Annotated in this window: 13 protein-coding genes; all 13 read left to right on the top strand. The window is 74.1% G+C overall.

Going from position 1 to position 15,651, the window contains the following annotated elements; all coding sequences use genetic code 11:
• Positions 1–1,142: site-2 protease family protein (locus A0J59_RS12980; RefSeq protein WP_255365195.1), on the top strand; the 1,142-nt coding region annotated here is incomplete at its 5' end.
• A gap of 177 nt (positions 1,143–1,319) precedes the next feature.
• Positions 1,320–2,342 carry a tRNA (adenine-N1)-methyltransferase gene (locus A0J59_RS12975; protein WP_047232884.1) on the top strand — a complete coding sequence of 341 codons (1,023 nt, stop codon included), beginning with the start codon at positions 1,320–1,322 and terminating at the stop codon, positions 2,340–2,342.
• Positions 2,343–2,525: 183 nt separating this feature from the next.
• The gene (arc, locus tag A0J59_RS12970; protein ID WP_047232855.1) at positions 2,526–4,184 is read left to right on the top strand and encodes a proteasome ATPase; all 1,659 of its coding nucleotides are present in this window, start codon (positions 2,526–2,528) and stop codon (positions 4,182–4,184) included.
• 104 nt (positions 4,185–4,288) lie between these two features.
• Complete coding sequence (locus A0J59_RS12965; RefSeq protein WP_156533005.1) at positions 4,289–4,624, top strand: hypothetical protein; 336 nt, start codon at positions 4,289–4,291, stop codon at positions 4,622–4,624.
• Between the two features lie 27 nt (positions 4,625–4,651).
• Complete coding sequence (gene dop / locus A0J59_RS12960; RefSeq protein ID WP_064316372.1) at positions 4,652–6,289, top strand: depupylase/deamidase Dop; 1,638 nt, start codon at positions 4,652–4,654, stop codon at positions 6,287–6,289.
• Between the two features lie 152 nt (positions 6,290–6,441).
• A complete protein-coding gene (locus tag A0J59_RS12955) occupies positions 6,442–6,642 on the top strand; it encodes a ubiquitin-like protein Pup (RefSeq protein WP_047232853.1) in 201 nt (66 codons plus the stop codon).
• A 19-nt stretch (positions 6,643–6,661) separates the two neighbouring features.
• The gene (gene prcB / locus A0J59_RS12950) at positions 6,662–7,597 is read left to right on the top strand and encodes a proteasome subunit beta (protein ID WP_082141206.1); all 936 of its coding nucleotides are present in this window, start codon (positions 6,662–6,664) and stop codon (positions 7,595–7,597) included.
• Positions 7,594–8,373 (top strand): proteasome subunit alpha, encoded by a 780-nt coding sequence (gene prcA / locus A0J59_RS12945; protein ID WP_064316371.1) that lies wholly within the window; start codon positions 7,594–7,596, stop codon positions 8,371–8,373. The genes prcB and prcA overlap by 4 nt, the downstream gene beginning before the upstream one ends.
• A 7-nt stretch (positions 8,374–8,380) precedes the next feature.
• A complete protein-coding gene (gene pafA, locus A0J59_RS12940; RefSeq protein ID WP_047232851.1) occupies positions 8,381–9,742 on the top strand; it encodes a Pup--protein ligase in 1,362 nt (453 codons plus the stop codon).
• A 13-nt stretch (positions 9,743–9,755) separates the two neighbouring features.
• Positions 9,756–10,790, top strand: a complete 1,035-nt coding sequence (locus tag A0J59_RS12935; RefSeq protein WP_064316370.1) for an FKBP-type peptidyl-prolyl cis-trans isomerase — start codon at positions 9,756–9,758, stop codon at positions 10,788–10,790.
• On the top strand, positions 10,787–11,557 hold the full coding sequence (hisF, locus tag A0J59_RS12930) for an imidazole glycerol phosphate synthase subunit HisF (protein WP_047232850.1): 771 nt from the start codon (positions 10,787–10,789) through the stop codon (positions 11,555–11,557). Before A0J59_RS12935 ends, hisF begins: the two co-directional genes overlap by 4 nt.
• Before the next feature lie 290 nt (positions 11,558–11,847).
• Complete coding sequence (locus A0J59_RS12925; RefSeq protein ID WP_082919012.1) at positions 11,848–13,761, top strand: ABC transporter ATP-binding protein; 1,914 nt, start codon at positions 11,848–11,850, stop codon at positions 13,759–13,761.
• Positions 13,758–15,617, top strand: a complete 1,860-nt coding sequence (locus A0J59_RS12920) for an ABC transporter ATP-binding protein (RefSeq protein ID WP_064316369.1) — start codon at positions 13,758–13,760, stop codon at positions 15,615–15,617. Before A0J59_RS12925 ends, A0J59_RS12920 begins: the two co-directional genes overlap by 4 nt.
• The last annotated feature ends 34 nt before the right edge of the window (positions 15,618–15,651 follow it).

Here is a 15,651-nt window from a genome sequence, read left to right as displayed (position 1 = left end):
CCCCCGTCGGCCCGCGCACGAAGGGCTGGGTCATCGGTCGCATCGTCGGCGCACCGGTCATCCTCACGCCCTCGTGGTTCCTGGCCGCGGCGATCCTCACGGTGCTGTTCGTCCCCACGGTGCGGCGGCTCGCGCCGCACCTGGGCACCGAGGTGTACCTCGTCTCGTTCGCGTTCGTGCTCCTGCTGTTCGCGTCGGTGTTCCTGCACGAGGTGGCGCACGCGCTCGTCGCGCGGGCACGCGGGCAGCACGTCACCGAGCTCGCCGTCACGCTGTGGGGCGGGCACACCGCCTACTCGGGGACGTCCGCGCGCCCGCTCGACGGCTTCCTCATCTCCGTGGTCGGGCCGCTGACCAACCTGGCGCTGGCGGTCGTGTTCTGGGTGACGTTCCAGGCGCAGCCGACCTTCTCGGTGCCCGCGCTGCTGCTGTACGCCGGGGCGTTCTCCAACGCCTTCGTCGGGTTCTTCAACCTGCTGCCCGGGCTGCCGCTCGACGGTGGCCAGATCCTCGAGTCGGCCGTGTGGGCCGCGACGGGCTCGCGCACCAAGGGCACGGTCGCGGCGGGCTGGGTCGGGCGCGCCGTCGCCGTGGGCGTCGTCGCGTGGGCCCTCGTGTGGCCGCTCACCCTCGGACGGCAGCCGGACCTGTGGACCGTCGCGTGGGCCGCGCTCATCGGCGCCTTCCTCTGGAGCGGCGCCGGGCAGGCCATCACGGTGGGGCGTTCGCGCGAGGCGGTCTCCGGACTCTCCGTGCGCGGGCTCGCACGGCCGGCCGTCGTCGTGCCGTCCACGGCGACGGTCGCGGCCGTGGGCCGGTCCGTGGCGCTCGCGGGCGGTCCGCACGTCCTCGCCGTCCTCGTCGACGGGTCGGGACGACCCGTCGGGTACGCGGACCCGGCCGCGGCCGCGGCGGTGCCGCCGGACGCCGCCGAGTCGACTCCCGTCGGCGCCGTCGCGGTCCCGCTGCCTGCCGGAGCCACGATCGACGCGCACCTCCAGGGCCAGGACATGCTCGCCGTGCTCGCGCGCGTCGGCCGGGACGGCGCGGTCGTCGCCGTGACCGACGGCGGCCGGGTCGTCGGGGCGCTCGAGGTCGCCCGCGTCGTCGCGGCCCTGCGGGACGCGCAGCGCGGCCGCTGACCGGGCCCGCCCACGCCGCCGAGCGCACAGTACGGCGACTCGCCGCGGGGCGTGGCCGACCGGCCCGTAGGATGGTCGCCCGTGACCTCCGAGCCCGCCGCCACGCCCGGCCCCCAGACGACGCCCTCCGGACCGGACGGCGCACCCGCGCCCGCGGGCACCACCACGGACCGCCCGGTGGCGACCGGCGCAGACGAGCGCCGCGGCCCGCTGCGCGTGGGCGACAAGGTGCAGCTCACGGACCCCCGGGGACGCCTGCACACCATCACGCTCGCGCCGGGGGCGACGTTCCACACGCACAAGGGTTACCTGCGCCACGACGACCTCATCGGGCAGCCCGAGGGGAGCGTCGTCCGCAACACGGCCGAGATCGAGTACCTCGCGCTGCGCCCGCTGCTCGCGGACTACGTGCTGTCGATGCCGCGCGGTGCGGCGGTCGTCTACCCCAAGGACGCGGGGCAGATCGTCGCGATGGCGGACATCTTCCCCGGCGCGCGCGTCGTCGAGGCGGGCGTCGGCTCGGGCGCGCTGACCATGTCGCTCCTGCGCGCCGTCGGCGACGCGGGCGAGCTGCACTCGATCGAGCGGCGAGAGGACTTCGCCGCGATCGCGCGCGGCAACGTCGAGACCTTCTTCGGCGGAGAGCACCCGGCCTGGACGCTGTCCGTCGGCGACCTCGCCGACGTGCTCCCGACCGTCGCCGAGGACGGCACGGTCGACCGCGTCGTGCTCGACATGCTCGCGCCGTGGGAGAACCTCGACGTCGTCGCCCGGGCGCTCGTCCCCGGCGGCGTGCTCGTCTGCTACGTCGCCACGACGACGCAGCTCTCGCGCCTCGCGGAGGACCTGCGCGCGGACGGGCGCTACGCCGAGCCGGTCGCGTGGGAGTCGATGGTGCGGGGCTGGCACCTCGAGGGCCTCGCGGTCCGCCCGCAGCACCGCATGATCGGGCACACGGGCTTCCTGCTCACCGCGCGCCGTCTGGCCGACGGCGTCGCGCCGCCGGAGCGCAAGCGCCGCCCCGCCAAGGGCGCCTACCCGGCCGACACCGAGCAGTGGTCGCCCGAGGAGCTCGGCGAGCGTCCGGTCTCGGAGAAGAAGATCCGTCGCGTGCGGCGCGACGTCGGCCAGGGCCCGGAGCAGGCCGTCACCCCTGGCTCCTCGCAGGACGAGCACCCGTCCGACGTGTCGGAGGCATGACGGTCCGGTAACGATCGGGACCCGGTCGTCTCACGCTGGGTGTCGTCCGTGTGCTCGGACGAGGATTGTGCCTAAGGTCTACACCCGACCGCCGGACGGTGGTCGGCACGGGTGCCCCCACGGGTCCGCCGTCCGCCGTCCAGCACGCGGTCGGGCGAGCCGCCGGCGAGAGGGGAACACCCGATGAGCGAGACATTCGGCCGTAGCGACGAGGCCCCGCAGAGCAGCGCGCGAGAGCTCGCGCTGCTGTCCGCGAAGAACGAGAGGCTCGCCGAGGCGCTGAGAGCCGCACGGGACCAGATCCTCGACCTCAAGAGGCAGATCGACGACCTCGCCAAGCCCCCGGGCACGTACGCGGTGTTCCTCGCCGCGCACCCGGACGGGTCGGTCGACGTGTCCGCCGCCGGGCGCAAGATGCACGTCGGAGCCAGCCCGAGCCTGGACGTGGAGCGGCTGCGCCCCGGCCAGGAGGTCAAGCTCAACGAGGCGATGACCGTCGTCGCGGCGGGCGGGTACGAGCGCACGGGCGAGATCGTCACGGCCAAGGAGATCCTCGACGCCGACCGCGTGCTGGTCGTGGGTCGCGCCGACGAGGAGCGCGTCGTGCGCCTCGCGGGCTCGGTCGCGCACACGTCGCTGCGCGTCGGGGACTCGCTGACCATCGACACGCGCAGCGGGTTCGTGTTCGAGGTGATCCCCAAGTCCGAGGTCGAGGAGCTCGTCCTCGAGGAGGTCCCGGACATCGAGTACGAGGACATCGGTGGCCTCGGTCCGCAGATCGAGCAGATCCGCGACGCGGTCGAGCTGCCGTTCACGCACCCCGACCTCTTCCGCGAGCACGGGCTGCACCCGCCCAAGGGCGTCCTCCTGTACGGGCCGCCCGGGTGCGGCAAGACGCTCATCGCCAAGGCCGTCGCGAACTCGCTCGCGCACACCGTCGCGCGGGCGCGCGGCGAGCAGGTCGAGGACGGGTCGGGCGCGGCGCGCAGCTACTTCCTCAACGTCAAGGGCCCCGAGCTGCTCAACAAGTACGTGGGCGAGACCGAGCGGCACATCCGCCTGATCTTCGCCCGCGCGCGGGAGAAGGCGTCCCAGGGCACCCCGGTCGTCGTGTTCTTCGACGAGATGGAGTCGCTGTTCCGCACGCGCGGCACCGGCCTGTCGTCCGACGTCGAGACGACGATCGTGCCCCAGCTCCTCGCCGAGATCGACGGCGTCGAGCGGCTCGACAACGTCATCGTCATCGGGGCGTCCAACCGCGAGGACATGATCGACCCCGCGATCCTGCGGCCCGGTCGTCTCGACGTGAAGATCAAGATCGAGCGGCCGGACGCCGAGGGCGCCAAGGAGATCTTCGCCAAGTACCTCACCGAGGACCTGCCGATCCACGCCGCCGACCTTGCCGAGCACGGCGGCAACCAGCGCGAGGCCCTCGACGCGATGATCCGGTCCGTGGTCGAGCGCATGTACTCCGAGGAGGACGAGAACCAGTTCCTCGAGGTCACGTACGCGAGCGGCGACAAGGAGGTCCTGTACTTCAAGGACTTCAACTCGGGCGCGATGATCCAGAACGTCGTCGACCGCGCCAAGAAGTCCGCGATCAAGGACTTCCTCGCGACCGGCCAGCGCGGCATCCGCGTCGACCACCTCCTCTCGGCGTGCGTCGACGAGTTCAAGGAGAACGAGGACCTGCCCAACACGACCAACCCCGACGACTGGGCGCGCATCAGCGGCAAGAAGGGCGAGCGCATCGTCTTCATCCGCACGATCGTCCAGAAGAAGGGCGAGGGCGGCTCCCCGCGCACCATCGACACGGTGACGAACACGGGTCAGTACCTCTGATCCGGCAGGGCACGGCCGCGCCGGGCCCACGGCCGCAGGGCCGGTGGGTCCTCGCGGTCCGGCTCCTGTGGGTCGCCGGCTTCCTCGTGGGGACGACGACGCACGTGCTCGACCTGACGGCGGGCGGGACCGGCGTGTACGCCGGCTTCCCGCCCGCCGCCCGCGCCTTCTGGGTGTCGCTCACGCTCCTCGACCCGCTCGTGGTGCTCCTGCTCGCGCTGCGTCGTCGGGCGGCCGTCCCGCTCGGGGTGGCGATCATGGTGGTCGACGTCGCGGTCAACGCGACCGTGGGCGCGCTCGTGGGCGGGCTGGCGCCCTGGGGCCTCGTCAACCAGTCGCTGTTCGGCGTCCTCGTTCTGGCGACGGCCCGTGTCCTGTGGCGCGCCGACGACCCGGCCGCTCGTGGACAGGACCGACGCGCCGTCGGCGGACCGACATAGGGTGAGCGCGTGAGCGTTCGACGGGTCATGGGGATCGAGACCGAGTACGGCGTCCTGCAGCCGGGGAAGCCGATGGCGAACCCGATGCTGATGTCGAGCCAGGTCGTCACCACCTACCGGGCGCTCGCCGCGCGCAGCGACGGCGCCCGGGGCCGGGCGCGCTGGGACTACGACGACGAGGACCCGCTCCAGGACGCGCGAGGCTTCCACGTCCCGCGCGCCTCGGCCCACCCGTCGCTGCTCACCGACGACCCGGCCCGGCCCGCGCCGTCGGGGCCGGTGGCGGAGCCTGCCGGGGGAGCGGCGTCCGAGGGCTCGCTCCAGGAGGTCGCGCGCCCGACGACCGAGGAGTACGACGACCCGAGCGCGGCGAACGTGATCCTCACGAACGGTGCCCGGCTGTACGTCGACCACGCGCACCCGGAGTACTCCTCGCCCGAGGTCACGGTGCCGCACGACGTCGTGTGCTGGGACGTGGCGGGGGAGCGCGTGATGCTCGCGGCGTCGCGCGAGCTGGACCAGGTGCCGGGCGGGTCCGTCCTGCTGTACAAGAACAACGTCGACGGCAAGGGCGCGAGCTACGGCACGCACGAGAACTTCCTCGTGGACCGGGACGTCCCCTTCGGGGTGCTCGTGGAGATGCTCACCCCGTTCCTCGTGACCCGGCAGGTGTTCGCCGGCTCGGGGCGCGTCGGCCTCGGCCCGACGGGCGAGGAGCACGGCTTCCAGATCTCGCAGCGAGCGGACTACGTGGAGGCCGAGGTCGGGCTGGAGACCACGCTGCGCCGCCCGATCGTCAACACGCGGGACGAGCCCCACGCCGACCGGCAGCGCTGGCGCCGGCTGCACCTCATCATCGGCGACGCGAACATGCTCGAGACCGCGACGTACCTCAAGACGGGCACGACGTCGCTCGTGCTGTTCGTCGTCGAGCACCTCGAGGAGCTGGGGCCGCGGGTGCGGGCGCGGCTGGCCGCCCTGCGGCTCGCGGACCCGGTCGCGGACGTGCAGCGGGTGAGCCGCGACCTGGACCTCACGCGTCGGCTCACCCTCGCCGACGGGCGCGAGCTGACCGCGCTGGAGGTCCAGCGCGAGTACCTCGCGGTGGCCGCGGAGGCGTCGGAGCGGCTCGCCGGCACCGCCGGCGTCGACGCGCCCACGCGCGACGTGCTCGCCCGGTGGGCCTCGGTGCTCGAACGCCTCGGGACGGACCGCGACGCGTGCGCGCGCGACGTCGAGTGGGTCGCGAAGCTGCGCCTCCTCGACCGCCTGCGCGAGCGCGACGGCCTCGACTGGGGCCACTCGCGGCTCGCGGCGATGGACCTCCAGTGGTCCGACGTGCGCCCCGAGCGCGGCATCTACCACCGGCTCCTCGCGGCGGGCGCGGTCGACCGCGTCGTCACCGAGCGCGAGGTCGGCGCCGCCGTGCACCACGCGCCGGAGGACACGCGCGCGTTCTTCCGCGGCGAGGTGATGGCGCGCTACGGCGACCAGGTCTCCGCCGCGAGCTGGGACTCCGTGATCTTCGACGTGCCGGGCGCGCCGTCGCTCCAGCGGGTCCCCATGATGGACCCGCTGCGGGGGACGCGGGCGCACATCGGTGCGCTGCTCGACGCGAGCCCGGACGCGGCGGCGCTCCTGGCGGGTCTGGCAGGCCCGTCGTGAGCGGCGGCGACTAGGCTGGACGTACGACGGCGCCCCGCCCCTCGCGGAACGGGCGCCGCGTGCGAGCAGGGCCGGGAAGGGCGCGAGCCCCGACCGGGTTGGAACGGACAGAGCGTCGGCGCGGCACCGTGCCGACGGACGAGGAGGCAGCCATGGCGGGTACCGAACGCACCCACGCGTCGCACGAGGACCGGCGTCCCGACGACGAGCCCGAGGGCCCCGAGGTCCCGGTCGCGCCGCAGGCGCAGTCGCGCGACGCGGAGGTCGACGCGCTCCTCGAGGAGATCGACGAGGTGCTGGAGACGAACGCGGAGTCCTTCGTCCGGGGCTTCGTCCAGAAGGGCGGCGAGTAGGAAGGGTGACGGCAACCCGATGAGCACGGACCAGCCAGGGCGCCTGCCCGACGCGTTCACGACCCCCGGGTCGTCGTCCTTCCTGGACTTCCTGTCCGGGCACGCCCCGGACCTGCTGCCGTCGCACCGCGCCGCCGCGCACACGTCCGGGGGCGTCGCGCCCGACGCGCCGCACGCGACGACGATCGTGGCGCTCACGTTCGGCGCCGAGGGCGTCGCGGGCGGCGTCGTCATGGCGGGGGACCGCCGCGCGACGATGGGCTCGATGATCGCGAACCGCGAGATCGAGAAGGTCTTCCCGGCGGACGAGTTCTCGGCGGTCGGGATCGCGGGGACCGCGGGCATCGCGGTCGAGCTCGTGCGCCTGTTCCAGCTCGAGCTCGAGCACTACGAGAAGATCGAGGGCTCGCTGCTCTCTCTGGACGGCAAGGCCAACCGCCTGTCGACGATGATCCGGCAGAACCTCGGCCTCGCGATGCAGGGGCTCGCGGTGGTCCCGCTGTTCGCCGGGTTCGACCTCGACCGCGGTGGCGGCCGCATCTTCTCCTACGACGTGACCGGTGGCCGGTACGAGGAGCGCGCCTACCACTCGGTGGGTTCCGGCTCGGTGTTCGCGCGGAGCTCGCTGAAGAAGCTCTGGCGCACCGAGCTCGACCGCCAGGCGTCGGTGCGCGTCGCGGTCGAGGCCCTGTACGACGCGGCGGACGACGACTCGGCGACGGGCGGCCCGGACCCGGTGCGTCGTATCTGGCCCGTCGTCGCCGTCGTGACGCAGGCCGGGTACGAGCGCGTCCCCGACGACGAGCTCGCGGCCGTCGTCGAGCAGATCGTGGCCGAGCGGTCCGGGACGGGCGTGCCGCGTCGGCGACCGGCCGTGACGAACGCCGAGGCGGTCCCGCACGACCAGCCGCACGACCTGTCGCAGGGCCCCGCGTCGGGAGGTGACGCCGAGTGAACATGCCCTTCTACGTCTCGCCCGAGCAGCTCATGAAGGACCGGGCGGACTTCGCGCGCAAGGGCATCGCGCGCGGCCGGTCCGTCGTGGTCCTCGCGTACGAGGACGGGATCGCGTTCGCCACGGAGAACCCGTCGCGCGCGCTGCACAAGATCTCGGAGATCTACGACCGCATCGCGTTCGCCGCGGTGGGCAAGTACAACGAGTTCGAGAACCTGCGGGTCGCGGGCGTGCGCTACGCGGACCTGCGGGGGTACTCCTACGACCGCACCGACGTCAACGCGCGCGGGCTCGCGAACGCGTACGCCCAGACGCTCGGCACGGTGTTCACCACGGAGTCCAAGCCGCTCGAGGTCGAGCTCGTCGTCGCGGAGGTCGGGCGTACCTCGGCGCAGGACCAGCTCTACCGGATCTCCTACGACGGATCCGTCGCCGACGAGCAGGGGGTCGTCGTCATGGGCGGGCAGGCCGACCAGCTCGGACGCGTGCTCCAGGACGCGTGGGAGCCCGGCCTCGGCCTGGCCGAGGTGCTGCGGCTCGCCGTGCGCGCGCTCGGTGCGGGGAGCGACGGGGAGGAGGTGCGGACCATCCCGGCCGCGCAGCTCGAGGTCGCCGTCCTGGACCGTACGCGCCCACGGCGCGCGTTCCGCCGCATCTCGGGGAGCGCGCTCGAGGACCTCCTCGCGGACGGCGACGGCCCGGCGGCGGCCGCCGACGCCGCGACCGACGACGCGGGCGACGCGACGGGCGCCGGCCCCGCGACGGACGAGGGGTAGGACCGCGATGGACCGCAGGATCTTCGGGCTGGAGACCGAGTACGGCGTGACGTGCGCGTCCGACGACGGCCGGGGGCTGTCGGCGGACGAGGTGGCGCGCTACCTGTTCCGCAAGGTGGTCGCGTGGGGGCGCTCGTCCAACGTGTTCCTGCGCAACGGGTCGCGCCTGTACCTCGACGTCGGCTCGCACCCCGAGTACGCGACGGCCGAGTGCGACGACGTGCACCAGCTCGTCGCGTACGACCGCGGCGGCGAGCGGATCCTGGAGGGCCTCGTCGCCGACGCGCAGCAGCGCCTCGAGCACGAGGGCCTGCCGGGGCGCATCCACCTCTTCAAGAACAACACCGACTCGGCGGGCAACTCGTACGGGTGCCACGAGAACTACCTCGTGCGGCGCCAGGGCGACTTCTCGCGCCTGTCCGACGTGCTCGTCCCGTTCCTCATCACCCGCCAGGTGCTCACGGGCGCGGGCAAGGTCCTCGCGACGCCGCGCGGCGCGGTGTACTGCCTGTCGCAGCGCGCCGACCACATCTGGGAGGCGGTCTCCAGCGCGACGACGCGGTCCCGCCCGATCATCAACACGCGCGACGAGCCGCACGCCGACGCCGAGAGCTACCGGCGCCTCCACGTCATCGTCGGCGACTCGTCCATGGCGGAGACGACGACGATGCTCAAGGTCGGCTCGACCGACCTCATCCTGCGCATGGTCGAGGCGGGCGTGCCGGTGCGCGACCTGGCGCTCGAGAACCCGATCCGGTCGATCCGCGAGATCAGTCACGACATGACCGGCAAGCAGCCCGTCCAGCTCGCGAGCGGTCGGACGGTCACCGCGATCGACCTCCAGGGCGAGTACCTCCAGCGCGTCAAGGAGTTCGTCGAGCAGGACGTCTCTCCGACGCCGGTCGTCAAGCAGGTCCTCGACCTGTGGGAGCGGGGGCTGCGCGCGCTCGAGACGGGCGATCTCTCGCTGGTCGACCGCGAGCTCGACTGGGTCATCAAGTACCGGCTGATCCAGCGCTACCAGGCCAAGCACGGGCTCGAGCTCGACGACCCGCGGATCGCGCGCCTCGACCTCGCGTACCACGACATCTCGCGCACCGAGGGGTTGTACAACCTCCTCGCCGCCCGCGGGATGGTCGAGCGGGTCACGACGGACCTCGAGGTGTTCGAGTCCACGGCGGTCCCGCCGCAGACGACGCGCGCCAAGCTGCGGGGCGACTTCGTACGCGCCGCGCAGGAGGCGCGCCGGGACTACACGGTCGACTGGGTGCACCTCAAGCTCAACGACCAGGCGCAGCGCACGGTCCTGTGCAAGGACCCGTTCCGGAACGTCGACGAGCGCGTGGAACGCCTCATCGAGTCGATGTGACGCGGGACGTGATGTGACGAACCTTGCCCTCGCGGCCGGGCGCCCCGTGCGGGGCGCCCGGCCCGTCCGTCGTCGCGCGCCCGCGGCCCGGGCGGCGCTCGCGCTGCTCGTGGCGCTCGTCGCGACCGTGGTCCTCGCCGCGTGCACGGAGCCGGAGGACGCGACCCCGACGCCGCTGAACACCGACCTCACCGTGATCGGCTCGTCGGGCGCGCCGCCCGAGCTGCAGTACCGTGCCCCGCTCGACGTCCCCGAGGCGACCTCGGAGGTCGTGTGGCCGGGAGCCGGGGCCGAGCTCGTCGACGGCGGGCCGCTCCTGCTCAACCTCTACGCGCAGGACGTGAGCGACGGGACGGTCCTCCAGAACACGTACACGGACGCGCCGCGCTGGCGCGCGCTGACGGACGAGTCGATCGGGCGCGACCTGCGCGACCTCCTGCGCGGTCAGCGGGTGGGCGCCCGCCTCCTGCGGCTCGAGGAGGACGACGGCGTCCCCGTCGCGCTGGTCGTGGACGTGCTGCCGACGCGCGCGTCGGGCGAGGCGGTCGCTCCCGTCGAGGGCCTGCCGACCGTGTCGCTCGCCGAGGATGGGGCGCCGAGCGTCACGATCCCGCCCGAGACGGCCGCACCCGCGGGGCTCGTCGTGCAGCCGCTGGTCCGCGGCGACGGCCGCCAGGTCGAGGTGGGCCAGGTCGTGACCGTCCGGTACACGGGGGTGCGCTGGTCCGACGGCGAGGTCTTCGACTCCACGTGGGCCGAGGGCGCCGCGCCGCTGTCGATCATGATCGGCATCGGCGAGGTCATCGAGGGCTGGGAGCAGGGCCTCCTCGAGCAGTCGGTCGGCAGCCAGGTGCTGCTCGTCGTCCCGCCCGACCTCGCCTACGGCGAGACGGCCAACCCGCTCGCGGGCGAGACGCTCGTCTACGTCGTGGACATCCTCGACGCCCAGTTCCCGGTGACCGCGGAGGAGGCCGCCGAGGGCGGCGCCGACGGCACCGGCACCGACACGACCGGCGACGCGCCGGCCGACCAAGGAGAGTCCTCATGACCGTCGCGATCCGCGTGATCCCGTGCCTCGACGTCGACGCAGGGCGCGTCGTCAAGGGCGTGAACTTCGAGAACCTGCGCGACGCGGGCGACCCCGTCGAGCTCGCCTCCCGGTACGACGCGGAGGGTGCGGACGAGCTGACGTTCCTCGACGTCTCGGCGTCCTCGGGGAACCGCGAGACGACGTACGACGTCGTGCGGCGCACCGCCGAGCAGGTCTTCGTCCCGCTCACCGTCGGCGGCGGCGTGCGCTCGGCGGAGGACGTGGACCGCCTCCTGCGCGCCGGCGCGGACAAGGTGGGGGTCAACACGGCGGCGATCGCCCGCCCCGAGCTCATCGCCGAGATCGCCGACCGCTTCGGCAGCCAGGTGCTGGTCCTGTCCGTCGACGCGCGGCGCACGACGGGCGACGTGCGCACGGAGTCCGGGTACGAGGTCACGACCCACGGCGGGCGCCGGGGGACGGGCATCGACGCCGTGGAGTGGGCCGCGCGCGCCGCGGGGCTCGGGGCCGGCGAGATCCTCCTCAACTCCATGGACGCCGACGGCACGACCGCGGGCTTCGACCTCGAGATGCTCGCCGCGGTGCGCTCCGAGGTCCGGGTCCCGCTCGTCGCGAGCGGGGGCGCCGGGACGCCCGAGCACTTCGTGGCCGCGGCGCGCGCCGGGGCCGACGCCGTGCTCGCCGCGAGCGTCTTCCACTTCGGCGCCCTGACGGTCGCCCAGGTCAAGGACGCGATGCGCGCGCAGGGCGTCGAGGTGCGCTGAGCGGGCCGCGCGCGGGCCTGCGGGGCTCGACCAGGTCGCGCCGTGGAATACCGTCGGGCCCTGTCAGGGCTGCATGAGAGGATCGTGCAACTCCCTGAACGAAAGACGAGGACCGTCCCGTGCCCGGCAGCAGGACGCGCCCCACCGGCGCTGACGCCCAGCCCGCCCCGACCGACCTGCCGGCTCCGACGGACCGGCCCGACCCGCCCCGGGACCCGCTCCCCGACGAGCCGACCGTCCGCCGCCCGCACGCCCTGACCGGGTCGCGCGTGCGCCGGTCGCTCGCTCTCATGGGCCGCGGCATCCGCGACGAGCCGCGCACGTACGCGCTGGCCATCGGGTCCTCCGCGCTCTTCGGGGCGCTCACCGTCGCCGTGAGCAGCGCGATCGGCACCGCGACGGACGAGGTCGTGGTCCCGGCGCTCGCGGGCGACGAGGCCGCGCGCGGCCGCATCTGGGTCGCGGGCCTCGTCCTCGCGGGCATCGCGGTCTCGCTCGCGGCGAGCGTCGCGGCCCGCCGCATCTTCGCCGGCAACGGGTACGCCGCGCTCCAGGCGCGGCACCGCACGGCGGTGACGCGCCAGTACCTGCGCCTGCCCATGTCGTGGCACCGCTCGCACCCCGCGGGCCAGCTCCTGTCGAACGCGAACTCCGACGTCGAGGCGGCGACGGGCGTGTTCAACCCGCTCCCGTTCGCGCTCGGCGTCGTCGTCATGATCGGTGTCGCCGCCGTGATGCTCTTCCGCGTCGACGTCTGGCTCGCGTGCGCGGCGCTGGTCGTCATCCCGGTCGCGATCGCCGTGAACATCGTCTTCCAGCGCTACATGTCGCCCGCGATCACGCGCGCGCAGCAGCTCCGGGCCGAGGTCTCGGACGTCGCGCACGAGAGCTTCGAGGCCTCCCTGCTCGTCACGTCGCTCGGCACCGCGGACCGCGAGGAGCGCCGCTTCGCCGAGCGCACCGACGAGCTGCGCGCCGCGAACGTCCGGGTCGGCGTCGTGCGCGCGTTCTTCGACCCGGTCATCGAGCTCCTGCCCTCGCTCGGCACCCTCCTCGTGCTGGCCGTCGGGACCGTCCGGCTCACCTCAGGCGGCGTCGCGGCGGGCGACATCGTCACCGCCGCCTACCTGCTCACGGTCATGGCCGTCCCGGTCCGGGCCTTCGGCTGGGTGCTCGGCGAGCTCCCGCGGGCCCTCGTCGGGTACGAGCGCATCAGCCGCGTCGTCGACGCCGGCGGGGTGCTGCGCCCCGGGACAGGCGGCCTCCCCGGCGGGGGCTCCGGCCTGGGCGTGCGCCTCGAGGGCGTCGGTGTGGACGTCCGCGCGGGCGGACGCGTGATCACCCTGCTCGACGGGATCGACCTCCGGGTCGATCCCGGGACCACGGTCGCGGTCGTCGGCCCTACGGGCGCGGGCAAGACGACGCTCGTGTCGCTGCTCGCCCGGCTCTCCGACCCCACGCGCGGGCGCGTCCTGCTCGACGGCACCGACGTGCGCGAGGTGCGCGAGACCGACCTGACGTCCCAGGTCGCGCTCGTGGCCCAGCAGGCGTTCGTCTTCGAGGACTCCGTGCGGGCGAACGTCACGCTCGTCGACGACGGCGACCCGGGCCCGGACGACGACCAGGTCTGGGAGGCGCTGCGCCTGGCGCGCGTCGACGACGTCGTCGCGCGGCTGCCGGAGGGCCTGGACGCGCCGCTGGGGGAGCGCGGGGCGAACCTGTCGGGCGGCCAGCGCCAGCGGCTCGCCATCGCGCGCGCGCTCGTGCGCCGTCCCCGCCTGCTCGTCCTCGACGACGCGACGTCCGCGGTCGACCCGCGCGTCGAGCAGCAGATCCTCGCGGGTCTCGCGCGCGAGGGGGTGGACCGACCGACCGTCGTCATGGTGGCGTACCGCATGTCGAGCGTCGCGCTCGCGGACGTCGTCGTGCACGTGGAGTCGGGCCGCGTGGTCGACGTCGGGACGCACGACGAGCTGCTCGCGCGCGACGCCGGGTACCGCGAGCTCGCGACCGCGTACGCGCGCGAGGCGGAGCGGCGCGAGCAGGAGCGTGCGGACGCCACCGACGACACCGCCCGGGAGGCGGCCGAGGACGGGCGCGACGAGCGCGACGAGGGCCGTCGTGAGGACGACCTCGCACGTCGCGAGGAGATCGAGGAGGACGACGTCGTGCGGCACGTCGAGACGGGGGCGCTGGAGGAATGAGCCGGACCACCACCACGCAGCGGCCGGCGCCGGCCGGCGCGCCGGGCCGGGCGGCCGAAGCCCGGATCGCCTCCGCGAGCTCGCTGGGCGTCCTCGCCACCCTGCGCCGAGGCGTCCAGGTGTCGCCGCAGATCCTCGACGGGATCTGGATCACGCTCGGGCTCGCGGTCGCGGCCGCGCTGGGCCGCGTCGTCGTCCCGGTGACCGTCCAGCAGACCGTCGACACCGGCGTGCTCGCCGACGGCGGGCCGGACACGACCCGCGTCGCGGTGCTCGTCGGCGTGGCCGCGGTCGTCATCGTCCTCGCGGGCCTCTGCTCGGCCTTCGTCAACGTCCGGCTGTTCCGGTCGACCGAGGCGGGGCTCGCCGGCCTGCGCGTACGGGCGTTCCGGCACGTGCACGACCTCTCCGTCCTCACGCAGAACACCGAGCGGCGCGGGTCGCTCGTCTCGCGCGTGACGAGCGACGTCGACACCATCTCGCTCTTCGTCCAGTGGGGCGGCATCATGCTGCTCGTCTCGGTGCTCCAGATCGGCGTCGCGACGGTCCTCATGGCCGTCTACTCGTGGCAGCTCACGCTCGTGGTCTGGGCGTGCTTCGTCCCGCTGTTCCTCGTCCTGCGCCCCGCGCAGGCCCGCGTCAACGACGCGTACACCCAGGTCCGGGCGCGCGTCGGCGGGATGCTCGGCGCCATCTCGGAGTCGATCGTCGGCGCCGAGACCATCCGCGCGTACGGCGCGGGCGCCCGCACCGCGCGGCGCGTCGACGCCGCGGTCGACGCGACCCGGCGCGCGATGGTCCGGGCGCAGAAGCTCGTCGCCGTCGTCTTCTCGAGCGGCGTGCTCGTCGCGAACCTCGTGCTGGCCGTCGTCGTCGTGGTCGGGTCCTACCTCGGGGTCGCCGGCGACATCTCGGTCGGCCAGCTCCTCGCGTTCCTCTTCCTCGTCCAGCTCTTCACGGGCCCCGTGCAGATGGCGACCGAGATCCTCAACGAGCTCCAGAACGCCGTCGCCGGCTGGCGGCGGGTCCTCGCGGTCCTGGAGACGCCCGTCGAGGTGGTCGACAAGGGCGACGCGGGGGAGCGCAGCCCGCGTGGCCCCGCCCACGTGCGGCTCGAGGGCGTGCGGTTCGCCTACCCCGACGGCCCGGAGGTGCTGCACGACGTCGACCTCGACCTCCCGGCGCGGGCGTCCGTCGCGGTCGTGGGCGCGACCGGTTCCGGGAAGACGACGATCGCGAAGCTCGTCACCCGGCTCATGGACCCGACCGCGGGGCGCGTGCTCCTCGACGGCACCGACCTGCGCGACCTCGCCGTCGCGTCCCTGCGCGAGCGCGTCGTGCTCGTGCCCCAGGAGGGCTTCCTCTTCGACGGCACGCTCGCGGACAACGTGGCGTACGGGCTGCGCGGCGACGCCGAGCACGAGCCCGACGCCGCGCGCCGTGCGCGGATCGAGGCCGCGGTCGAGCGGCTCGGGCTCACCGACTGGGTCGCGGACCTGCCCGACGGGCTCGACTCCCCGGTCGGTCAGCGCGGCGAGTCGCTCTCCGCGGGGGAGCGGCAGCTCGTCGCCCTGGTGCGGGCCTACCTCGCCGAGGCCGACCTGCTCGTCCTCGACGAGGCGACGTCCGCCGTCGACCCCGCGACCGAGGTCCGCATCGCCCGAGCGCTCGCGTCCCTCACCGCGGGCCGCTCCACGCTGACCATCGCCCACCGGCTCTCCACGGCCGAGGCGGCCGACCTCGTGGTCGTGGTGGACGCGGGCCACGTCGTCGAGGTCGGCCACCACGACGACCTCGCGCGTGCCGGCGGCGTCTACGCCCGCATGCACGACGCCTGGGTCTCCCAGACACGCTGAGCCGCGGGCCGGCCTGGTGCGACGACTCGTGACG

This window comes from Cellulosimicrobium sp. I38E (genome assembly GCF_001647255.1).
In the GTDB taxonomy this organism is placed as follows: Bacteria; Actinomycetota; Actinomycetes; order Actinomycetales; family Cellulomonadaceae; genus Cellulosimicrobium; species Cellulosimicrobium cellulans_E.
Note: the sequence above shows the minus strand (reverse complement) of the source record. Positions and strands in the feature narration are given on the sequence as shown.